Source organism: Streptomyces sp. NBC_00683, from assembly GCF_036226745.1.
Classification (GTDB): domain Bacteria; phylum Actinomycetota; class Actinomycetes; order Streptomycetales; family Streptomycetaceae; genus Streptomyces.
On sequence record NZ_CP109013.1, the window covers coordinates 629187 to 650539 of the forward strand.

A 21353-nucleotide genomic window follows, 5' to 3' on the forward strand; every position below is an offset into this window, starting at 1 on the left:
GCCTTCGACATGCCGATCGGACCGGCCCATACGGCCTCGTGCGCACGGCGGCTCGCCCGTGTGCCCGGGGACCGGCCGGAACGGGGGGCATACATGCGGTTCAATCTGCTGGGTCCGTTGGAAGCCACGAGAGACGGTGTCCCCGTCCAGCTCGGCGGGGTCAACCAGCGCGCGGCGCTGGGCTATCTCCTCCTGCACCCCAACAAGGTCGTCGCGACCAGGGAGCTCGTCCATACGCTGTGGGGCGACGGGGCACCGCCCACGGCGCGCAAGATGGTGCAGAACGCCATCGCGGGGCTGCGCCGGGCACTCTCGGAGGACGAGTCCGTCTCGCTGTCCACGTCTCCGCCCGGCTACATGCTGCGGCTCGACCCCTCGGAGATCGATCTCACGCGCTTCGAGGAACTGGTGCAGCGCGGTCGCGCCGCGCTCGCGGTCGAGGCATGGGAGACGGCGGCGCGGCTGCTGAGGGAGGCCCTCTCCCTGTGGCGGGGCCCGGTGCTGGCCGATGTGTTCGAGACCGGGGTCGCGTGGCCGGAGTCCGCAGTCATCCGGGAGGCGCGCCTGACCGCTTTCGAGGACTGCGCCGAGGCGGAGCTCGCGCTCGGCCGGCATCGCGAACTCGTCGGGGAGCTCGCGGCCCTGGCCGACGAGGAGCCGGTCCGCGAGCGGTTGTGCGGGCTGTTGATGCTGTCGCTCTACCGTTGCGGACGGCAGCCTGAGGCGCTCGCCGTCTACCAGCGCATCCGTGACGAGCTCGTCAACGGCTTCGGTCTCGATCCGGCGCCCGAACTCCAGCTGCTGGAGCGCTCGATACTCAACCAGCGCCCCGCTCTGGCCTGGCAGGCGGCTCCCGAGCGCCCGGCCGCCGATCGCCCTCTCGAACCTCCCGCCGCCGTTCCCGGAGCGGTGCACGTCACCGGCCCCCTGCCTCTCCCTGAGCCGTCTGCCGAGCGGCCCACCGCCCTGTCCGGCACCCTCGCCGTGCCGGCCTCGCCCGGTCCCTGCGCACCCGATCCGGCCTCCTCGTCGGCGCAGGGTGCGGAGGTTCCGCAGCGCCGACCTGACCACACGATGACCGAACGCAAGCAGGCGAGCGTTCTGATGGTCCGCGCGCGGATGGACACGAGTGGGGACGACCCCGAGCGCATCGACGAGGCCCTTCGGGTCCTCACGGGCATCGTCGTCGAGGAGGCCGAACGCTTCGGCGGGCTGGTGCACGGCACGCTCGGCTCCGTCCGGCCGGTGATCTTCGGTGTTCCCCGCGCGTACGAGGACGACCCCCGGCGCGCCGTGCGGCTGGCACTGGCCATCCGCGAGCGGCTCGGCGCGGCGATGACCGGCCGTATGAGCGTCCAGCTGGCTGTGGCCACCGGCGAGGTCCTGGCCACCTACCACGACGCGTCCGACCGTCAGCCCGTCGAGGTGACGGGCGCGGTGCTGGACGAGTGCGAGGTCCTGCTCGCCGCCGCCGGGCCGACGGGCGTCCGCATCTCGGATGCCACCCGCCGGGCCAGTGGTTACCTCTTCGACCGTGCCGCTCCGGACGACACCGGTGCCGGCCGCCAGGTCAGCGTCGTGCTCCCTTCGCCCGCTCTGCCGCCGACCACCACACGACTGGTCGGACGCGAACGTGAACTCGACGTCCTCACAGGTCTGTTGAGCGACGTACTGCGACGTGACCGGCCTCACCTGGCGACGGTGCTCGGCGACCCCGGCATCGGAAAGACCCGCCTCGTGGCGGAGTTCAGCCGCTCACTGCGGGGCAGGTCGCGCGCGGTTCGCGAACTCGCCGTGCGCATACCGGGCTTCGGTGGCGGTCCGGCCTTCTCGCCGCTGGCCGCCGTTGTGCGCTCGTACGCGGGTATCGCGGACGGCGAGCCCGAGGCGCTCGCCCGCCGGAAGCTCACCGAGGCCGTCCACCGGCTGGTGGGGGCCGGTGACGACGCGGACTGGATGCTGGGCCGGTTGCAGAGCGAGGTGGTCGTCCCCGCACGCGGCACGGCCGCCCTGCCCGACGAGGACGACGGGGAGGACCTGTGGTCGGCCGGGAGGCGGTTCATCGAGGAGGTCGCGGCGGAGCAGCCGACCGTGCTGCTGCTGGAGGACGTTCATCTGGCGGACAGGGCGCTCCTGGACCAGGTGGAGGACCTCACCGAACGCCTGATCCGGGTGCCGCTGCTGATCGTCGTGACCGCGCGTCCGGAGCTGCGGCAGCGCCGCCCGCGGTGGGCCTGCGGCAAGCGTGACGCCACCACGCTGGTCCTCGACCCGCTCCCGGACGACACGGCCGCCGAACTTCTGACGGGCCTGATGAACCGCCGGGTCGATGTCGCGACCGACGCGGAGCTCGTCTCCCTCGTCGGCGGGATACCTCTGTTCGCCGAGGAGTTCGCCCGTGTGCTGCGGGACCGCCCGCACGGCGACATTCCACCCGTTCCGCGGCGCGTCCGCAATGTCGTCGCGGCCCAGCTGGACACGCTGCCGCCCGCGGGGAAGACATTGCTGCGGGATGCGGCGGTGCTCGACGGACAGATCCGGGCCGGGGGCGTGGCCGCGCTGTCGGAACTGGACCCGGAGGAGGCGGCGGCGGGACTGCGTCAGCTGGAGCAGAAGGACTTTCTGCTCAGGGTCCGCCACACCTCGCTGTCCCGCGACATCACGTACGTCTTCCGGCACCGTCTGGTCCGCGAGGTCGCGTACGCCCAGCTGGCCCGCCGGGACCGGGTGGTCAGACACCATCGCGCGATCAACTGGATCGCGGGCCTCCCTGCCGACCAGGGAGACCTGCTGATCCACCACTACCACCAGATCGTGTCCCTGACGGCCACCACCGGCCGGCCGACCGCTGCCCTGGTCCAGCAGATCGCCCAGTCCCTGACGGAAGCAGGCACCAGGGCAGCCGCGGCGGGCGCCCGACGGACGGCTCTTCTCTGCTACCGGAGCGCGGCGGAACTGTCACCGAACGCGGGTACGGCGCGGCGGCAGATCCTGCTGCTGCACCGGCAGAGCCTGGAGTGCACGGGTGCGGAGGGCGTGCACCAGATGTGCCGTTGACAGCGCCGCCCACCGGGCCCGCCGCACCGGCGGGACCGGTCCGGCGGCCGGTGCCGCAACGCGGCGTGCAGGGGGCGGGTTGACACGGGCGCGCCGTCATGGCGCACTGGGGTGACGTGTCAACCGCCACTCGCCCCCCGAGGAATTCGTGCCATGAACAGCACCGCAGACCACCTCTCGACGCGCGAAGACCTCGTCTGGCGCGCGTTCTTCGAGACCCAGGTGCTCTTCTGGCGACGGCTCGGCCAGCAGCTCCAGCAGGACACCGGGCTGTCCGAACCGGACTTCGCCATCCTCAGCGCCCTCGTACAGGCACCGGAACAGCGGCTGCGCGCATTCGAGCTGAGCGGTGTCACCCAGTTCGAGAAGAGCCGGTTGCATCACCACCTGAACCGGATGATCGGCCGCGGACTGCTCACCCGTGAGCAGTGCCCCGGAGCATCCCGCGGCACCGTCATCGCCCTCAGCCCCGAGGGCGTCACGGCCATCACCACGGCCCTCCCGATCCGCGCCGCCCATATCCGCCAGTGGCTGACGGATCCGCTCAGCGACGGTCAGATCGACTCGCTGACCGAGATCTCCGAGACCTTGCTCGAACGTCTGCGCGCGGCCGACCCTCCCCAGGCGACCCCGTCGACCGGATGCGCCTGACCCCGACGCCGAGGGAGCCTCCGACCCTGCGCAGGCTCCCGCACCGATGAGTTCCGCCCTCACCGCCGGTCCACCCTTCACAGGGCCGACGAAGGAGCGGGAAGGATGACCAGGGTTCGAGCTGGAGTGGCCCGTCTCCACCGCGGAGGGGAAGGACGTGACACACCTTCGCCACCGCGTGCGGCACGCGTGACCTTGCAGCGCCGCCGGCCTCTGCGGGGTGAGGGTCGGGTGGTGCTGGGAGGCCCTAGTCCACCCGGTAGTTGACCAGGTAGACCGAACCCTCGACCGGCGACGAGGCGACCTTGGCGATGGGCCCCTCGCCGAGCTCCGCCTCCTCGATGCGGACCGAGCCCAGCAGGTCGTCGCCGGACAGGTCGTGGTCCCACAAGGAGAGGTTCTGGGCGCCCTCGACCGGCACGGCCAACCCCAGCGGCTGGGTCTGACCGGATCCCACCGATCCCGCCGAGCCGTTGCCCGGCCAGATCGCCTGGGAGAGGTCCCCCTGGGTGCTGGTGGTGATGTACAGGTCGTCGGGGTCGTCCCGGGAGGCGTCGATTGCTGCGAGGGCCTCGGGAACCGACTGCACGAGGGCCTCGAGAGTGGTCCCGCCCAAGGGGATCTTGCCGGCGAATGCGGCCACCGCGCTGTTCGCGGCAGAGTCGGTGCCGGTCGCCGCGTGGACGCAGTAGACGTCGAGAATGGTGGCGGTCGCTGACATGGTCTTCCTCCAGTCGTTCGTCCGTGCGCTCAGCCCGGCAGTCCCATGAGCCGGCGCCACGTCTTGTTGCCGACCATGCCGTCCGCGGTCAGGCCGTTGTTCGCCTGGAACCACCGTGCGGCCTGGTCGCTGCGGGGTCCGAAGTTCCCGTCGACGACGAGGGGAGGGGTGCAGCCGAGGTCGTTCAGACGCTGTTGGAGGTTCTTGACCCCCGGTGCCACGGTTCCCCGTCGCGCGAAGGGCTGGTCCGCCGCCTCCCGTTCGGCCCGGCCGGGATGGTCGGCCAGCCACTGTGACATGTCTCCCGGCAGACTGTCGGGGCCGTGCGTCTGTCCGGGCCGCCATCCTTCGACCTGCTGGATCGCGGCGGCGAAGGTGGTGAGCTGGCCGTCGTCCAGGTCGGCGACGGCGGTTCCCGTTCCGACGCCCAGGCTGTCGGCCACCCTCTGGGCGTACGCCTGGGGATCGTTGGCGCCATGACCGGCCGGGGCGTAGGTCCGCATCATCTCAAGGATCGTCTTGTCGCCCCGGCGAGCGAGGTAGCGGCGGATGGCCTCGAAGCCCGTTTCCTCGCTGGGGAAGACGGCGAAGATGTCGTTGTGCTTGCCGGGATAGGCTCCGTAACTCTCGGCCTCGCCCTGCGCGCTCACGATGTTGCCGGGATTCTGGTTGTTCCAGGAAGCGGTGCCACCCGTGCGCATCGCTTCCTCGTAGAAGACATGGTCGACGCCGAGGATGCTGATGACATCGCCGGGTTCCATGTCGGACGCACCGGTCCAGGGCATGGTGGCCTCCGAAGACGAGAGCCGTGCGGACTGGAAGTCGGGAAGGGGCATTCGGCCGCCGGTCCGTTCAGATTGACATGCATTCGGGCCGCGGTGCCGAAGCGTGGACTCCACTTCCAAGACCATCATGACGCCGATCCTGTTCCTGTGCCACACGGAGATTCTGGGGCGCAAAGCCCTGGGGAACGGCTCTCACCGGCCTCAAACCCGCCTCGGAACAGCGGTGTTCACGGACCCGCGGTCGTCACCGCCACGGTGTCCCAGGACCTCGCCGCCCCTCAGTCGATGAGGGTGCTGTGGTGCGCCACGGCCCCGCCGGACGGCGTCCAGGTCACGTGCCCGTGCTGGAACCGGTTCGAGCGGTTGTCCCCCGGACCCATTTCGTCGGTGGTCGGATAGCCGAGAAAGCTGCGCTCCCAACCCATGCCCGCCCACAGGTCGCGGATGGCTCCGTGCGTCTCCCGTGCCCCTGTCTGCGGGGTCCAGTAGATCGAACCGCCCTCGAAGTGGTTGAAGCGGCCGGCTCCGTCCGGGCATCCCGACTCGTCCGTGAGCGGGTAGCCCAGGAAGCCGCCGGAGCCGCCCAGTTCGGCGTAGTGGAGACGGATGTCGCCGTGGACCTCGTGCGCACCTGTCCCTTGCGTCCAGTAGATCGACCCGTTCGCGAAGTCCCGTGACGTTCCCCGCCCGTCGGGGTTCGGCCCTTCGTGGCTGCCCGCGCCCGCGTCGGACGGAGCGCCGATCCACTGAACCTGTGTCCACTTGTCGTCGATGGCTGTCATGTCTCTCGACCTCCGGCCGAAGCTGTACGCGGTGGGGATTCAGCTCATGGTTCGTCGGGACGGTTCGTCTGCAGGGGCAGCCAGTCCCAGAAGTTGTGGGTGCCCGCGGGCCGGTAGCGGACCAGCCCGGAGAAGTGCGGGACCCGGACGAGCGCATGGGAGGTCGCTGCCTTCCCGGCCTCGTCGAAGGTGTCGGAAACGTCGCCGTGCCAGTAGCCGGCATCGTGCAGGGCATCCCCCGAGAGCTCGTGCGGCGGAGAGACACAGAGCGGCAGATACAACTGTGCAGGCCCGCCCTTGTCGGCGATCACCTGGTCCAGAGCCCGGCCCGCGAGCTGGGTATGGGCCCCGGTTCCGGCCCCGGGCGCGAACTGCTGCAGGATCAGCGCCAGTGGCAGGTCCCCGACGCTCTTCCAGGCCACGGCGAACGCACCGCCCATGTCGCCGCTCTCACCGCTGCTCTCCGGCTCCGCGCCCGGCACTCTGACGACGAACCCGCTGCTGTCCGTCACGGGCCGCAGCCGCCAGCCCTCGGCCCGGCCGTCGGCGTTTCCGGCGGCCGCGCCCTCCGCCCAGGCGTCCATGAATCCGGGATGCCGGGTCGACGGCGTCTGCGGCACGTCGGGGGGTGTGCTGACACCGGCGTCGTAGCCGGCCTGCCAGCCTCTGGCTTCGACCGAGGAGCCGAAGTCTCCGTCCTTCTCCTGGCCGTAGGGATTGGTTCGGGGCATGACGGCTTCGCTCCTTCGTCTTCACCATTGAGGCTTCGCGACGAGGCCGTAGGACCAGGAGGGGCCCTTCGACATCTCGAAGTGCAGGTGCGGGCCTGTGGAGTTGCCGGTGGAGCCGACCTTGCCGAGCTGTTGGCCCGCGCGGACGGCCTGGCCCTCCTTGACCTGCAGCGCGGAGAGGTGGCAGTACGTGTACACGTGGCCGTTGTCGGCCCGCAGGCCGATCCACTTGCCGTAGGCGCCGCCACCGCCGTTGGACCAGGCGATGGTCCCCTTGCGTACGGCCACCACAGGGGCGCCGGCCGGAGCGGCGAAGTCCTGCCCCGTGTGGCGGCCCACCCCGTCGGGCTTCCACGCGTAGGGGCCGCGGGCGAAGAACGCGAACGACACACGGCGCCCGGGTACCGGGGACGCCACCCGTGGCGAGCCCTTGGACGTGTTGCTCCCTTCGGGGACTCCCGTGCAGTCGACGGGAAAGCCACCGAGACGGCCGAGTTCCGTGAGGGACTTGCAGCCCGGTACGCCGTCGGCGTCGGCTCCGCTGTATCCCTGGGCCTCCTGCTCCGCCGCGTAGGCGGCCTTGGTCTGGTCCCCGAAGAGACCGGTGGCGCCGTCCGGGATGCTTCGTCCCCGGGCGATCAGTGCCTGCTGGACGATCCGGATGTCGTCGTTCGACTCGCCGTACTGAACCTTGGCCAGCATCACCATGACGAACTCATCCCACTCTCTCCTTGCTCCTGACGCATGTCGTGGCACTGCAGCGCATCAGCTCCACGGGGTGACGGTGAGGCGGATCCTCGCCTGTTCGCCGAGGATCGGCGTGGCGCTCTCGGGCAGCGGGATGCCGGCCACCCACACACCGGTGCTGGAGTCCTCGTCGGCAACAGGTGCGCCGCTGGGCTCGTGGTCCCTGATCGCACCGGGGATGAGGGAGTTCCAGGCAGCCCAGGTCCCCTTGCCGACGTCGATGACGAGGATGTCGTCGAAGTCGGCAGTCTGTTCGAGATGGTCGCCGAAACTCAGGAACCCGTCGCGTTCGCGCAGCGACAGGATGCGCAGGTGCAGCGCGTAGCGCATGGTTCCGCTCCCGTCCCCCGGGCGCAGGGAGCTGCACAGGAAGGTTGTCGTCAGCGGCACGGTGTCCTGCGGATCCGACGAGGACAGTTGAACCGGACACCAGTGAGCGGTCGACCGCTCGTGGATCAGCACCGGCAGACCGCGCACCGACAGCTGGGTCTCGGCCTGCCACGTGGCCGTGCGGTCCGAAGGGAGCCGGTGCCCGACCAGTTCGGCCACCACCTTCCGGTCGCCGAAGAGGAAGCGCCGCAGGTTCTGGTACCCCTCCTCCGAGTTCACGAGGCCGTAGCGGCCGCTGTGACTGCGGTGCAGGTATGCCCGGTGTGCCCCGGGGACATAGGCGTTCTCGATCTGCACCAGCCCGTCGCTGCGACTGCCCACGGCTGCGGACGAGAGGCCGAAAGCGACCTCGTAGTCCGTGGGGTTCGTCCCCACCAGGCAGAAGACCCGGTGCCGGGGAAAGGCGAGGGGTGCGTCGGTGCCGCGCTCGGGCATGTCACGGGCGCGCCAGCCTTCGGGGCGGCCGTTCGGGTCCAGCGCCGCCGTGGGGGTGAGGTACTCGTACATGCGCTGCGGTCCGAAGATGTCGGCCCCGTTGATGCCGATCGCATCACGCACCTTCTCGAACAGACCGAAGCCCGCCTCGAAGGCGATCCCTCCGTGCGGTGTTCCGTACGTGAACAGCTTGTCGACGCACTCGGCCGGGTCACGGCCGAGATCCGGCAGGATCTTCTGCACGAGGCACCGGCAGATGAGTCCGCCCATGGAATGGGCGACGAGGTGGACGCGGGGAGCCCCGGACTTGGCACGGATCTTGTCGACGAGCCGCAGCAGATCAGCAGCGGCGTCCTCCAGCCGGAACTCCTCGGCCGTGCCGTCCCAGGTGTTCGCGGAGACGTCGTAGAAGCGGTGCACCCAGACGCTGTCGGGCGGAACCGCCTCATGGGTGTCGAGATAGGCTTCCTGACCCCCCTCGACCAGAATGTTGTATCCCTCGTCCAGATGCAGTCGCAGAAGAGGGCTCTCGAACTGGTGGAAGCTGGGCTGATTGCCTGCTCCTACGCGCACATGGGTGGAACCCTCGTTGAATCCGTAGAACGGATCCATGACGACGTTGTTGATTCCCGAGGTGTCGCCCGCGAATCCTCGTACATAAACGATCGGGAGCTTTTCTCTGCCAGGCATGAGGACACCTCACTGCCCCCGGTCAGCACGAAGGGATATCCGGGAGCCAGGCACTTGGATGGTCGATGAAGATGTTGGAGACGTATCCCCCGTATTCGGGGAGGAAGGACCAGGCGTTGTTGGTGTGGCCCGCGGTGCTCACCGTCTCGCCCTCCCGCTGGCACGACACACGCACCTGGGTGGGGCCGGCAAGTACGGCGACGACCGGCGCACTCAGGAGCGGCTCCTGGCGTACGTTCACGCCGGTTCCCCACGTCATGAAAACGGTGCCGGTCTCGACGTGTTCACCCCCGCGGTCCTCCGGTGTCTCCCCGAACACGGGGAGGTTCCAGGGCCGGTCGTCGTCGCACAGCGGGCTCGCGACCACGGAGAGGTGAAAGTGCTTCTCGTGCGGGTTCGCACCGTCGTACGGGCCCCACTGCCAGCTGCGGCTGCTGCCGATGCGGCGGTTGGCGATGACGTATTTGATCCTGGGGTCCTGACTGCCCAGCAGCTGGTCACCGATCTGCTGGATGTCGAGGCCGTGGGCCGGATCGTGGGTGAAGTCCCGCGCGGTGACGATTCCGGGTCCGTACCAGGGATTGTGATCGCTCGCGCTTCCGGACTTCTGATGCGCCTCGTCCCCGATCCCGCCGTCCGAGGCGGTGGAACGACCGGGAAATCTGGCGTTCAGTTGATGCCGCAGCGTTTCGAGGCTTGTTGCGACCCGCCAATCCATCGTCACCACTTCCCCACAGAGGCCGAATAACTCAACTCTAGTCCTCATCAACCCGTCCGGCCACAGGAGTTGAGGTGTACCGGGCGCGAATTCCACACCGCCGCGGAAAGCCCTCAGCGCGGTACTCGCAAGGCCTTCCAGGAGGCGGGTCCAGGAATTCCGTCCGCGTCCGTTCCGCGGTATCCGAGTTTCCGCTGCCACAGGGTGAAGGACGCACGGTCGGCCTGCGTCCATTGAGGCCCGGGGGCCTCCTTGTAGGCGGAGCACCCCTCCTGCACGAGCCGCTTGCCCATGGCGTGGATCACCGGGCTCCTGGGGGCGCCCTTGAACCACTTGGCGCCCGGGAACGGCTCGTACTCCGGCGCCGGCGGCCGCCCAGGATCATCGGTGGGCGGCAACGCCGGCAGAGGAGTACCGAGCACGCCGATGACCTGTGTGCCGAGGCCGAGGACCGTCGTCGTCCGGGCGACGGTGCCGTCGCCGCCCACCGACGCGGCCGCGTCCGACCGGAGCAGGAACGGGCCGAACGCCGGCATCGACGTGCCCAGCGCGGCGCGCGCGCCGTCGGTCCACTGCCCGGTGATGCGGACATCTCTGACCAGCAGCAGGGCCTGGGGCAGACAGTGTGCGGTGCCGTCCTCGGGCGGACTGGGCACGAGCTGCCCACGCCGCATTCCGGGCAGGTACCAGCCCGCGTCCGCTATCAGTTCGCCGTGCCACCAGGACCGGCCACCGATCCGCCGGACGATCCGGACCAGGCAGTGTTCGAAGTGCACGTGCAGGTCGCTGCCCGGATCTGTCGCGCTCGTGGGCGGCTCAGGCGCGGGGACGTCGTCCACGACCGCCTCCGCCCCGACTGCCGTGATCATCCTGGGCCGCAGAGACGGCATCAGGCGGACGGCCGAGTTCGAGAGGGCAGCGTGCTCCTGCGCGGTGGCGACCTCGGGCGGCAGGAGGGCGGCGGCCGTGCCCGGATCGCCCCCCGGGCTCTCCTCCGTCACGGACTCCATCGCGACCCTCAATGCGGACGCCCGGTCGGCGTTCAGTCCCAGCATGGTGTCTCGGGGTGCCGCTGCCACCCCCTCCTCGACCTGTCCGCGCAGCCGCCACAGCAAAGGGTTCGCCACGACACCGGACGTCCCCTGCCCCGCGGCGGGGGCGTCCGACGGTGTTTCCGCGATGGTGGTGTCGAACGACTGCCAGTGGGCGGCCCCGCTGGGGGCCGCCCAGTCGTCCGGCTCGACGCTCAGCGGCAGCGCCTCGGGGTTGGGGCCCAGATCCTTGCGTGCGAGGTTCAGCAGATCGCGGACCCTCGCTGCGGACTCCGATCCATCGGCACCGGCGGGGCGGCCGTACCCGGCAATCGCCGCGTACAAGGACGAGGCCGTGATGCCACTGCCGATTGCCGCCGGAATGGGAGTGCAGTCACTCAGCCGAAGGAGCAAGGGATAGTCGTACTCGGCGCGCAGCCACTCGGAGACAACGAGCGGATTGACGACACCGTTCTGCACGAGGTCGTTGTCGACGGCCTGCCCCGGCAGGACCGCCAACGCGAACCCTGGGCCGCCACCTGCGTAGATCTCGACCAGTCGGTCGAGGACCTGCTGACCGAACGCAGATGACGGGCCCTTGTCGGCTGCCATTTTCCTGACACCCTGTCAGGGACTGGGCGTGGAAGGAGGAGTTGCGTCGGCACTCGGCTGTCCGACCGGAGGTGTGGCCGGTGCAGGGGCCGCAGGAGCAGCCGGTGCTACAGGTGCTGCCGGAGCGGCCGGTGTGATGGGAGCGGTCGGCGCGGCGGGAGCAGGGGCTGCCGGAGCGGCGGGTGCAGGGGCTGCCGGAGCCGCGGGTGCAGGGGCTGCCGGAGCAGGGGCCGCCGGAGCAGCCGCAGGGGCCGCAGGGGCCGCCGGGGCCGCCGGAGCAGCAGCTCCCTCAGTCGCAGCCGGAGCAGCGGGAGCAGCAGGAGCAGCCGCGTCCTTCGCGGCGTCCGGCTTGGGGGCCTCACCCGCGTCCTTCTCCGCAGTCTCGGGGGCGTCCACCTTCGGCGCCTTCGCCTGGATCTCCCCGACCCAGCCCACGATCTGACCGCCGAGAATCTCCAGGGTTCCGGCTTGCCCGTCACGGTGGAACGACCACCCGTAGTCGCTGCTCGCCTTCGTCTCGAACACACCGTGAGACTCGGAAGAGCTGCGCTGCACGTTGCCGCCGATCCCGAAGTAGCCGACGTTGCCGCCGTAACTCGTCGATTCGGCGCTGGTGTTGCTGGTGCTGTCGGAGACGGCCTTCTGGAAGGCGTCGCCCGCGTTCCCCCAGTTGTCGGCCGTGATCTTGACGTTGCGCATGACGATGAAGCCCTTGGGCACCATCGGGAGCAGCTTGTCGTCCCCGCCGGGCGGGATCTGCCCCTCCACCGTGCCGTCGCTGATGCAGCCCGCCTTCTGGCCGACGATGTACCAGCCGTTCATGTGGAAGAGGTCGCCGAGCAGCCAGGGACGCTCGATGCTGGCCAGGAACCACTCGAAGTCCACAGTCGCCGAGGAACTGACGTCCGCGAACTTGGAGTGGGACCCACTGTCCGCGTGCGCTCCCGAGGTACTGCTGCTGTCCGAGTGCGCGGCGTTGGCTCCGATGCTGAAGAGTCCGGCGCTGAAGCCCACGCCTCCCGAGGTGGAGGACGCGTAGTTGTCGTAGTAGGAGCGGCTGAACTGGTTGGTCCCACCCGAACCGGACGAGTTGAAGGATGTGGACGAGGCAACGACGTGATTCACACCGAAGCTCTTGTTCGTGTGGTCCCACCACGAGACCGGGTCGATGTAGGACCACGGAACCTTCGCCGCCACGGCACCGGAGAGCCCGAGCGAGTACGCCTCGAAGAGCTTGCGCGCCTGGGCGATGAACGTCGCGGCGGCGCTGCCTCCGATCGACTGCGTCGTCGCGATGGCGTCCTCGATCTCCTTGGCGCCCATGGCGTGCAGGTCGTTCCACGCCCTGTCGACCGCGCCCTGGAACTTCGCGCTGGTCACGGGCCAGACCTGGCCCTGGGCCGGGTCCGTCATCGCCGCAGCGTGCGCGTTGGCGAAGGCGCCCACTGCGTCTTCCCACGTCTTCCTGTTGTGGTTGTAGATCTCGTACTTTCGCGTGTAGCCGGTCATGTTGCCGTCGGCGTCGAAGACGAAGAGCATCTTCTTGGCGGCATCGATGCGCGCCTGGACCTCCGGCGTGGGAGGGGGCACGGGTTCCGCCTGCATTCCCGCCAGCGCGGTCTGGTACGCGAAGCTGACCTTGCGGTCGGCCCAGGAGGAGGCGACGCCGTTCTTGGTGACCATCAGCATGTTGTCGACACGCTGTGAGGTGTTGAACGCCGACTGGATCGCGTGCTGGAGCTGGGCATCCGGTTGAGGAGGCGTCGCTGCCAGAGCAGCCGCGGGCGTGACGCCCTCGGGCGTGGCCGGTGTGGCAGGGGCAGCGGGGGCGAACCGGCTGTCCGTGCTCGCGCCAGGGGCCGACGAGCCGCCGGCGGGGGTCCACGGGTAGGAGTACATCGAGGGGTCGATGGGGTGTCCGACGGGCAGGTGCATGTAGACCGCGGTGCCGGACGGCTTGCCGTCCGGGCCCACCATCCTGGCCGTGATCGCGGAGTGGACCTGGTCGAGCGCGGCGAGCAGGGCTTGCGTTACACCCCCGGTCACCTGGAGTTGCTGGTCCACGGGCATGGCCTTCTCCTTTCGCTCGGTACTGTGCGAGTCCATTTCGGGAAGAGCGGGAGAGCGATCGGAGAAGCAGCACGCGAAGGGGGGACGACCGGACCTCATCGAGTCCGGTCGGCAAAGGCACATTGGCGGACCGATTCACGCGACCGCGCGTGAGCACTTGATGCCCGATTAGGACGGTTCCCAGTATTCAGCATTCGGGTGAAACATGCACCTCAGCCCGGAACTTCGCCCGCTTGCATCTGTCTTCCTCAACGTCAGAATGGAGACAGGAGTTGACAGTGCGTCTACTCAATGCTCCTTTCCCGGGACGAGGAGGCGACACGCATGGTGCTGCTCGGAAACACTCAATTCGGCAAGTCCCACGAAGATGTCCGTACCGTCCAGCGCGCCCTCATCGACCGGGGACGTGACATTCCGGACGGCGTCACCGGATTCTTCGGGGAGCAGACCAGGGCCGCCTATGCGGAGGAGCAGCGCGCCCAGGGCTATGCCGGGGCCGACGCGGACGGAATCCCCGGCTGCACATCCCTGACCGAGCTCGGGCGCCTCACAGGCTTCTCGGTGGACTGTCGCGGCGCCGTGGCGGCTCCCGCGCCTGCGGGAAAGCTGGGCTTGACGCAGGTCACGTACAACGACCCGCACGACGACGCCGGGCCGGCCGCGATGGAGAACTACGCCCGGAAGGCCTGCGCCCTGACCGGCATGGACCCGCGCTTCGGAGTCCCGGCGCTGGTCACCATCGCCAAGCGGGAATCCGCCTGCAACGACCGGCGCTGGCGGGTCAACACTGTGGACTCGAACGCGCGCGGCCGGATCATGGCCGACGGGCATCCGCAGAACTGTTCGCGGGGCGCCACTCAGTGCATTCCCACCACATTCGCCGCCTACCACCAGGCGGAGACCGCCACGACCCCGTACGACGTGGTCGCCTGCATGTCCGCCACCATCAATTATGTACGTGATCGCTATGGCGTGAACCGGGCGGGTTCCAATTTCTCCTCACGTGTTCAGCAGGCCGATCCGAAGCGGCCTGCCCGCGGATACTGAGAGCCGCTGCGGGCTTTCCGGAGCAAGGTGGTTGCCTGGTCAATTGCCTCGTCCTGGAAGCCATATGGGGCCCGGCCGGGCAACCGCACGGGCCGCGAAGCAGTTCATTTCCCGTCGACTTGCCAGGCCTCGGAATCGTAGAACACTTGGCTGTGAAGGCACGCGCGATCAGAGGCGGTCATGTCCTCTCGTTCCGAGCACCAATCCCCTGCCGATGTGTCTTCGCTACGAGCGCCTCATGTGATGCGTTCAGCAGCAATGACAGCCCTTGTCTTCGTCGCCCTGTTCGTCGTGATCCGCGCTGTCGGCGGTGAGGGACCCACCTGGCAGGCGACGGGCTGGATGAAGGTCATCGAGGTTCCGGCCGAGTGGTTCATGCAATTCGTCGACGGTGCGGCCCGTCTGGTGAAGGGGGGCAGTGACGGGGCCTCGTTGAGCGCCCGGCTCGGTTGTCTGCTGCTGCTCATCATCCTGTTCATGGCGCTTCGGCGCTGGATGCTCATGTACTACGCCCACAAGCCCGGGGCCGTGGACGTGAAGAAGCTCGTCGCCTCGGCACCGGGTATCGAACAGCAACTGGAGGGACTCACCGCGCAGTTGCGCAAACAACTGTCGGAGACGAACCTCTATCCGCCGACGGCCCTGCCCGCGGAGGCACCGGCTGACAACTTCCTCGATCTGCTCGGTGACGTCGACCTCGAACCCAAGAAACTGGGCACGAGCCTTCTCCGCCTCTTCAGCCGCTTGCGTCCGAAGATCGCCTACACGGTTCGCGGAGTCCTCCGGGTACGGGATCAGGAGCCCGGTTTCGGTATCACCGTCACTGTCACCTCCTACGCGATCCGGGGCAGCCGCACGGAATCGATCTGGAGTCCGACATGGGAGGAAGCCATTCAGGAGGCGGGCTACTGGGTGATGGCGACCCTGGTGCCCGTCACCCGGGCCGGCCGGCGCCCCCCTTGGCAGGGATGGCGCGGCCAGGACCTGCCGCCGGACCTCTTCGCCGCCTACCAGCAGGCTCGGGAGCTCAGCCAGGAGCGGAAGTTCGACGACGCCCTGGACCGCTACTACGAGGCGTTGCGACTCGATCCGACCAACCTCTACCTCCGCACGCAGATCGCGGGGATCCAGGAGCAGCTCTGGCTTCACCTCGACGCCCTGGAGACGTACTACGGGGCCATCCTCCTGGACGGCCAGAACAGCGCGCAGCGCAACGCACGTACAGGAATGCGCTCCTGGGACCCTCGCCGGATCCTCCGCCGCCGCTACGGATGGTGGCAAAGCGGTCTCCTGGAGGCGCGCTTCCGCTACGCCGTCGTCCTCGGGGTGGCGGAGCGGACCGCCTACCAGTGGTGCAAGAGCGACCGTCCGCCGTGCCCGCGGCGCGCGCACGCCCGGAAGGAGATCCGGCAGGCCCTCGCACCCGCTCTCGCCGCCCGGCACTGGCGTGCCTTCATGGGGCTCATTCCCCCGGGCGGCGCGGAGCCGTTCGCGTGGGATCAGGAAAGGCGCGCCAAGGAGTGGCTCGAGACGGAACTGGGAGAGGAGCGGCGCCGGTATCCGATCGTCCGTGAGATCTTTCAGCTCGCCTGCAGGGAGGAGATGCAGCAACTCGCCGCGGACTACCCCCGCATGATTCGCCTCCGGCACCCGTTCGTCCGTGCTCACGGAACGCTCACCCGGACCTCCCTGCGGCTCAACCGGGATGTGTGGGCACCCCTGCGCCTGGCCTGGGCCCACGAGGACGCGGAGCGCGACGGGATGGGCCTTCTGGAGAACCCCCTTTCCTGGCCCTCCTCCGCCGAGACGCTCGCGCACAGGACCAAGAGGATCAGAGGCCCGTTCCGCGCCGCGCGCCGGTGGTTGTCCCGCGGCTGGCGCCTGTGGCAGGACAACTACAACGCCGCATGCGTGTACGCAGTGGCGATGAACGGGACCGAGGGGCAGCCGGAAGATCAGGAACGCAGAGCCCTCGCGGATCTGGCCGTGGACGAACTGGAGGGCGCGGCGCACGCCGATGTGAGCGGCGTCCATCCGGTCACGCGTTCGTGGCTGCTCATCGAGGACCCGGATCTGGAGAAGCTGCGCCAGGAGAACCGCTTCATCCGCTTCGAGCGGGAGACGTTCCCGCATGCCGCGCCGGACCGTCATCGGCCCGAGCGTCCACTGCGGCCGGAGATGAAGGCTTACGACAAACGATTGCTGAGCGGATGCGCGGCGGTCATGGAACACACGTGGCGCGTCCGACGCAGGCAGCTTCCCGCCGACGGGCACGTCCTCGCCCAATGGTTCGTCGGTGAGGCCGAGCTCTGGCGGTGCGTCGACCGCATCGCCTCGGACCAGGGGCGCAACTGGCGTGACCGGGAACGGCTCCTGCAGCGGGTCAGGGAGATCGCCGACAACGGGCTGCTGATCAGGTGCGGGCTGCCGTCGCGCCTGCCCGAGTTGGACGAGCTGCTGGACGACGCGACCTGGGACGCTCTCGACGACGTGCAGGAGCGGATCACGAGTTTCGAGGAGACGTTCACGGATCGGCTCTCGGCGGTGAGCCTTGCCGTGGCGGCGAGGTCGGACGGCTCGGCCAACCACCACTCCCCCATCCGTCTCAGCGGGCAGTGGCTGGCCTCGGTGCGGCAGAACGGCTCATCGCCGGACTTCGTCAAGCAAGCCGCTGTCCATCAGGTGTGCTCGGACTACGAGATGGCCTGGCGGGCGCTGCGTGAGCTCCTCGACCCCGAGGAGAGCGCCACGGCGCTGTCCGACGCGCTGCTGCACTTCCACACCCCGCACGGCCCGTGGCGTGCGCTTGCTGTGATCAGAACGGGCGGGCCGCACGGTCTCCGGCGAGCCGGCTGAGCTACCGCAAGGGTGCGATCCCCGAGGCCGACGGTCACAGCGGCCGGCGCAGCCCCGCGACGAGGAGTCCGACCAGCCGGCGGGCGTCGTAGCGGGGATCACGGTCGGCACCGATGCAGAGGTTCCCGACGCCGCGCATGAGCGCGTAGGCCTCCAGGTCGGACCGAACCTCTCCGGAAGCGGCCGCGGCGTCGAGCAGCTGGGTGCACACGGGCACGAGGCGGTCGAGGAAGTAGGCGTGCAGCGTCTCGAAACCGGCGTCGTCGGACTGCAGTACGGCGGCGAGCCCGTGCTTCGTCACCAGGAAGTCGACGAAGAGGTCGATCCATTGCCCCAGTGCGGCGTTCGGACTCCCGGCGGCCTCCAGCAGGGCCGGACCGGCCTCGGCGCAGGCCGCGACCTGGTGTCGGTAGACGGCGATGATGAGGTCCGCCCGGGTCGGGAAGTGGCGGTAGATCGTGCCCATCCCGACGCCGGCCCTGGCCGCGATATCGCGTACCGGCGCCTCCACGCCCGACGTGACGAAGACCGCGGCGGCCGCGTCGAGCAGGGTCTCCTCGTTCCGCCGGGCGTCCGCCCGCTTGGACCGGGCCGCGCGCCCGGTCCCCTCGTCGCTGTCGTTCACCGCGCCACTCCGTCCGCTGTCGGGCTTGCCAAAGCGGAACGCCGTTCCGTATCGTTAACGGAGCAAGGTTCCGTTTACTCATCATGCCAGAGCAGCGGCCCGGCAACCAGTCCGCGCTGCCGCCGCACCCCCCGCAACGGAGGAAAACGATCATGCAATACCGCACCTTGGGCCGCACCGGCGTGCAGGTCAGCACCCTCACGCTCGGCGCGATGAACTTCGGCAGGATCGGGCGCACCACCCAGGACGAGGCCACCGCCGTGGTCGACGCCGCCCTCGAGGGCGGGATCAACGTCATCGACACCGCCGACATGTACAGCGACGGCGAGTCGGAGGAGATGGTCGGCAAAGCCATCGCAGGCCGCCGCGACGACATCGTGCTGGCCACGAAGGCGAACATGCCGATGGGCGACGAGCGCAATCACCAGGGCAGTTCGCGCCGCTGGCTGGTCACCGAGCTGGACAACAGCCTGCGCCGCCTCGGTGTCGACCACGTCGATCTCTACCAGATCCACCGGTGGGACCCGCGCACCAGTGACGAGGAGACGCTGTCGGCGTTGACCGACCTGCAGCGCGCGGGAAAGATCCGCTACTTCGGCTCCTCGACCTTCCCCGCGTACCGGCTCGTGCAGGCCCAGTGGGCAGCCCGCGAGTTCCACCTGGGCCGTTACGTCACCGAACAGCCCAGCTACTCGATCCTGCAGCGCGGGATCGAGACCCACGTGCTGCCCGTGACCGAGCAGTACGGGCTCGGTGTGCTGGCGTGGAGCCCGTTGGCCTCCGGCTGGCTGTCGGGAGCGGTCCGCGAGGGCCGGGAGATCACCACCAGCCGCTCGACGGTCATGCCGGAACGCTTCGACACCACCATCCCCTCCAACCGGGCCAGGCTCGATGCCGTCGAGCAGTTGGCCGGGGTCGCCGAGGAGGCCGGCCTGACCATGATTCAGCTCGCCCTCGGATTCGTGACCGCGCATCCCGCGGTGACCAGCGCGATCATCGGTCCCCGCACGCTGAACCACCTGCAGTCGCAACTCGCTGCCGCTGACACCGTCCTGTCCGCAGACGTCCTCGATGCGATCGACGCGATCGTCGCTCCCGGTGTCGATCTCGCCGCACACGAGAAGTTCGACACCCCGCCCGCGCTCCTCGACCCGTCGCTGCGGCGCCGCTGATCGTCCGGAGGTCTTCCACCCATTCGCCGGGCGCCGCTCGGGAGCGGGCGTACATCGCTAGCCTGCTCCCATGCCCGACAACACCGACCGTCCACCACGCGACGACAGACCCGAGGAGTCCCGGCGGGCGCACCTGGGCGGGATCTTCGACGAGGACGCGGAGCTGTACGACCGGGCCAGGCCCGGATATCCCCCGGAACTGTACGACGACCTCGCGGAGCTCGCGGGTGCCCGCCCCGGCAGCCGTGTACTGGAGGTGGGTTGCGGGACCGGCCAGGCAACGGTGCCACTGGCCGGGCGCGGCTGCCGGATCACGGCGGTCGAGGCGGGAGCGCGCATGGCCGCGGTCGCCCGGCGCAACCTGGCCGGGGCAGCGTCGGCCGAGGTGGTGACGGCGCGGTTCGAGAGCTGGCCGCTCCCGCAGGAGCCGTTCGACGCGGTCGTCTCGGCGACGGCGTTCCACTGGATCGACCCGGCGGTACGGGTGGCCAAGGCCGCTGACGCGCTGCGTCCGGGCGGCGCTCTCGCCGTGGTGCGCACCCAGCATGTGCGGGGCGGCACCGAGGAGTTCTTCGCCGAGGTCCAGCACTGCTACGAGCGCTTCGACCCGCGGACGCCGCCCGGGCTGACACCTCCCGCGGCCGCCGACGTCGACGGCTCGGACCACGCGAGGGAGGTGGCGCGAAGCGGCCGGTTCGGCCCCACGGCCTTCCGCCGGTACGAGCAGGACCTCACCTACACCACGTCGGACTATCTGGAGGTGCTGCGGACCTACTCCGGCCACCGGGATCTTCCGGAGGCAGCCAGGAACGGGCTGCTCGGGTGCATCGCGGACCTGATCGAGGGACGGTACGACGGCCGGGTGACGAAGCGTTACCTCAACGAGTTGGGGGTGTCCCACAGACGATGACGGCCCCGGTCACCACTCGCCGCCCACCGCGGTGCTCCGAACCCACTCATTCCTCAGTCTGGAGAGCCCTGTTGAACACGTCACCGGTGAACCCCGCAGTGGACCAGCCGCACCGCATGGACCCGGCAGGCGGCTGCCCGCACGCGGCCAACGCCCGACTCCTGGCCCAGGGTGCCGTCACGCCGGTGATCCTCCCGGGCGAGGTGGAGGGCATGGCGGTACTGGGTCACGACGCGCTCAAGGAGTTCCTGTCGCACCCCGACGTCGCCAAGAACGCCCAGCACTTCGCGGAACTCCAGGCCGGTGGGATCGCCGACGGCTGGCCGCTGAAGACGTTCGCCACGGTGCAGGGGATGACCACCGCCGACGGCGCCGATCACCGGCGCCTGCGGTCCTTGGTGAGCAAGGCGTTCACCACCCGCCGGGTCGAGGAGATGCGCCCGCGCATCGAGGCGTTGACGGCTTCCCTCCTGGACGGCCTCGAAGAGGCGGCCGCCGCCGGTGACGGCGTCGCCGATCTGCGTACGCACTTCGCGTTGCCGTTGCCGATGGGTGTCATCTGCGAACTGCTGGGCGTGGACGCCCGACACCATGACCGGCTGCACCACCTGTCCAACCAGGTTGTCGCCACGGACATCGGCCCCGCGGAGGCGATAGCGGCCAACCGGGAGATGGTCGAGGTGCTGGGAGCGGTGGCCGCCGCCCGGACGGAGAGTCCGGGGGACGATCTCACCAGCGCGCTGATCGCGGCCCGCGAGGAGAACGGCGACCGGCTCGGCCCGCACGAGCTGATCGGCACGCTGATGCTCACGATCATCGCCGGGCACGAGACGACGCTCAATCTGATCACCAACGCCGTACGGGCTCTGTGCACCCACCGGGACCAGCTCGCCCTGGTCCGGTCGGGCCGGGCGACGTGGTCGGACGTGGTCGAGGAGACGCTGCGCTGGGACAGCCCGGTCAGCTACTTCCCGTTCCGCTACCCGACACGCGACCTGTCCATCGGCGGGACCGTGATCCCCAAGGGGACCCCGGTGCTGGCCGGTTACTCCGCGGCGGGCCGCGACACGAAGGCCCACGGGCCCGACGCCGACCGCTTCGACGTCACCCGCAACGGCGAGTCCCGGCACCTCTCGCTGGGCCATGGCGCGCACTACTGCATGGGCGCGCCCCTGGCCAGGATGGAAGGCACGGCCGCGCTCGAGCAGTTGTTCACCCGCTTCCCCGACCTCGATCTCGCCGTCCCCGAGCCCGAACTGCCGCGGCACGCGTCCTTCGTGGGCAACAGCGTGCGAACCCTGCCGGTGCGGCTGCACGGCTGAG

Annotated in this window: 16 protein-coding genes and 1 pseudogene; 7 read left to right on the top strand and 10 right to left on the bottom strand. The window is 69.5% G+C overall.

The window, feature by feature from the left end:
• The first annotated feature begins 117 nt into the window (after nucleotides 1-117).
• A complete protein-coding gene (locus OG257_RS03000; RefSeq protein ID WP_329204470.1) occupies nucleotides 118-3057 on the top strand; it encodes a BTAD domain-containing putative transcriptional regulator in 2940 nt (979 codons plus the stop codon).
• 153 nt (nucleotides 3058-3210) lie between these two features.
• Complete coding sequence (locus tag OG257_RS03005; RefSeq protein ID WP_329204471.1) at nucleotides 3211-3708, top strand: MarR family winged helix-turn-helix transcriptional regulator; 498 nt, start codon at nucleotides 3211-3213, stop codon at nucleotides 3706-3708.
• 247 nt (nucleotides 3709-3955) lie between these two features.
• Here the strand turns inward: OG257_RS03005 and OG257_RS03010 are convergent, their stop codons facing one another.
• The 9 genes and pseudogenes from OG257_RS03010 to OG257_RS03050 all read right to left on the bottom strand — a co-directional run bounded on the left by OG257_RS03010 (nucleotide 3956) and on the right by OG257_RS03050 (nucleotide 13420).
• Entirely contained in the window at nucleotides 3956-4429 is a 474-nt protein-coding gene (locus tag OG257_RS03010; RefSeq protein WP_329204472.1) for a hypothetical protein, read from the bottom strand.
• A gap of 29 nt (nucleotides 4430-4458) precedes the next feature.
• Complete coding sequence (locus OG257_RS03015) at nucleotides 4459-5214, bottom strand: peptidoglycan-binding protein (RefSeq protein ID WP_329204473.1); 756 nt, start codon at nucleotides 5212-5214, stop codon at nucleotides 4459-4461.
• A 278-nt stretch (nucleotides 5215-5492) separates the two neighbouring features.
• Nucleotides 5493-5996, bottom strand: coding sequence for an LGFP repeat-containing protein (locus tag OG257_RS03020; protein WP_329204474.1), 504 nt, complete (start codon nucleotides 5994-5996; stop codon nucleotides 5493-5495).
• Nucleotides 5997-6040: 44 nt separating this feature from the next.
• Nucleotides 6041-6727 (bottom strand): hypothetical protein, encoded by a 687-nt coding sequence (locus OG257_RS03025; protein WP_329204475.1) that lies wholly within the window; start codon nucleotides 6725-6727, stop codon nucleotides 6041-6043.
• 21 nt (nucleotides 6728-6748) lie between these two features.
• The gene (locus OG257_RS03030; RefSeq protein WP_329204476.1) at nucleotides 6749-7435 is read right to left on the bottom strand and encodes a M23 family metallopeptidase; all 687 of its coding nucleotides are present in this window, start codon (nucleotides 7433-7435) and stop codon (nucleotides 6749-6751) included.
• A 57-nt stretch (nucleotides 7436-7492) separates the two neighbouring features.
• Nucleotides 7493-8989 (bottom strand): esterase/lipase family protein, encoded by a 1497-nt coding sequence (locus OG257_RS03035; protein ID WP_329204477.1) that lies wholly within the window; start codon nucleotides 8987-8989, stop codon nucleotides 7493-7495.
• Nucleotides 8990-9011: 22 nt separating this feature from the next.
• The gene (locus OG257_RS03040) at nucleotides 9012-9707 is read right to left on the bottom strand and encodes a hypothetical protein (protein WP_329204478.1); all 696 of its coding nucleotides are present in this window, start codon (nucleotides 9705-9707) and stop codon (nucleotides 9012-9014) included.
• A 113-nt stretch (nucleotides 9708-9820) separates the two neighbouring features.
• Nucleotides 9821-10081: pseudogene (locus tag OG257_RS03045) on the bottom strand (peptidoglycan-binding protein); the annotation flags it as partial.
• A gap of 1284 nt (nucleotides 10082-11365) precedes the next feature.
• On the bottom strand, nucleotides 11366-13420 hold the full coding sequence (locus tag OG257_RS03050) for a hypothetical protein (RefSeq protein ID WP_329204479.1): 2055 nt from the start codon (nucleotides 13418-13420) through the stop codon (nucleotides 11366-11368).
• Between the two features lie 324 nt (nucleotides 13421-13744).
• Here OG257_RS03050 and OG257_RS03055 point away from each other — a divergent pair, with 324 nt between their 5' ends.
• Both OG257_RS03055 and OG257_RS03060 read left to right on the top strand, forming a co-directional pair.
• Nucleotides 13745-14467, top strand: coding sequence for a peptidoglycan-binding protein (locus OG257_RS03055; RefSeq protein WP_329204480.1), 723 nt, complete (start codon nucleotides 13745-13747; stop codon nucleotides 14465-14467).
• 258 nt (nucleotides 14468-14725) lie between these two features.
• Entirely contained in the window at nucleotides 14726-17323 is a 2598-nt protein-coding gene (locus tag OG257_RS03060; protein ID WP_329204481.1) for a tetratricopeptide repeat protein, read from the top strand.
• 34 nt (nucleotides 17324-17357) lie between these two features.
• Here the strand turns inward: OG257_RS03060 and OG257_RS03065 are convergent, their stop codons facing one another.
• Nucleotides 17358-17948, bottom strand: coding sequence for a TetR/AcrR family transcriptional regulator (locus tag OG257_RS03065; RefSeq protein ID WP_329204482.1), 591 nt, complete (start codon nucleotides 17946-17948; stop codon nucleotides 17358-17360).
• Nucleotides 17949-18100: 152 nt separating this feature from the next.
• Here OG257_RS03065 and OG257_RS03070 point away from each other — a divergent pair, with 152 nt between their 5' ends.
• The 3 genes from OG257_RS03070 to OG257_RS03080 all read left to right on the top strand — a co-directional run bounded on the left by OG257_RS03070 (nucleotide 18101) and on the right by OG257_RS03080 (nucleotide 21352).
• Nucleotides 18101-19120, top strand: a complete 1020-nt coding sequence (locus OG257_RS03070; protein WP_329204483.1) for an aldo/keto reductase — start codon at nucleotides 18101-18103, stop codon at nucleotides 19118-19120.
• A gap of 70 nt (nucleotides 19121-19190) precedes the next feature.
• Entirely contained in the window at nucleotides 19191-20030 is an 840-nt protein-coding gene (locus OG257_RS03075; RefSeq protein WP_329204484.1) for a class I SAM-dependent methyltransferase, read from the top strand.
• Between the two features lie 116 nt (nucleotides 20031-20146).
• Nucleotides 20147-21352: a cytochrome P450 family protein gene (locus OG257_RS03080; protein ID WP_329214872.1), complete on the top strand. Its 1206-nt coding sequence runs from the start codon at nucleotides 20147-20149 to the stop codon at nucleotides 21350-21352.
• The last annotated feature ends 1 nt before the right edge of the window (nucleotide 21353 follow it).

What these genes read in the sequence shown, in the direction of transcription:
- OG257_RS03055 (WP_329204480.1), top strand. Translation starts at nt 13,745, where the DNA reads ATGGTGCTGCTCGGAAACACTCAATTCGGCAAGTCCCACGAAGATGTC.
- OG257_RS03020 (WP_329204474.1), bottom strand. Translation starts at nt 5,996, where the DNA reads ATGACAGCCATCGACGACAAGTGGACACAGGTTCAGTGGATCGGCGCT.
- OG257_RS03050 (WP_329204479.1), bottom strand. Translation starts at nt 13,420, where the DNA reads ATGCCCGTGGACCAGCAACTCCAGGTGACCGGGGGTGTAACGCAAGCC.
- OG257_RS03005 (WP_329204471.1), top strand. Translation starts at nt 3,211, where the DNA reads ATGAACAGCACCGCAGACCACCTCTCGACGCGCGAAGACCTCGTCTGG.
- OG257_RS03010 (WP_329204472.1), bottom strand. Translation starts at nt 4,429, where the DNA reads ATGTCAGCGACCGCCACCATTCTCGACGTCTACTGCGTCCACGCGGCG.
- OG257_RS03070 (WP_329204483.1), top strand. Translation starts at nt 18,101, where the DNA reads ATGCAATACCGCACCTTGGGCCGCACCGGCGTGCAGGTCAGCACCCTC.
- OG257_RS03060 (WP_329204481.1), top strand. Translation starts at nt 14,726, where the DNA reads ATGACAGCCCTTGTCTTCGTCGCCCTGTTCGTCGTGATCCGCGCTGTC.
- OG257_RS03075 (WP_329204484.1), top strand. Translation starts at nt 19,191, where the DNA reads ATGCCCGACAACACCGACCGTCCACCACGCGACGACAGACCCGAGGAG.
- OG257_RS03080 (WP_329214872.1), top strand. Translation starts at nt 20,147, where the DNA reads ATGGACCCGGCAGGCGGCTGCCCGCACGCGGCCAACGCCCGACTCCTG.
- OG257_RS03040 (WP_329204478.1), bottom strand. Translation starts at nt 9,707, where the DNA reads ATGGATTGGCGGGTCGCAACAAGCCTCGAAACGCTGCGGCATCAACTG.
- OG257_RS03025 (WP_329204475.1), bottom strand. Translation starts at nt 6,727, where the DNA reads ATGCCCCGAACCAATCCCTACGGCCAGGAGAAGGACGGAGACTTCGGC.
- OG257_RS03035 (WP_329204477.1), bottom strand. Translation starts at nt 8,989, where the DNA reads ATGCCTGGCAGAGAAAAGCTCCCGATCGTTTATGTACGAGGATTCGCG.
- OG257_RS03030 (WP_329204476.1), bottom strand. Translation starts at nt 7,435, where the DNA reads ATGGTGATGCTGGCCAAGGTTCAGTACGGCGAGTCGAACGACGACATC.
- OG257_RS03015 (WP_329204473.1), bottom strand. Translation starts at nt 5,214, where the DNA reads ATGCCCTGGACCGGTGCGTCCGACATGGAACCCGGCGATGTCATCAGC.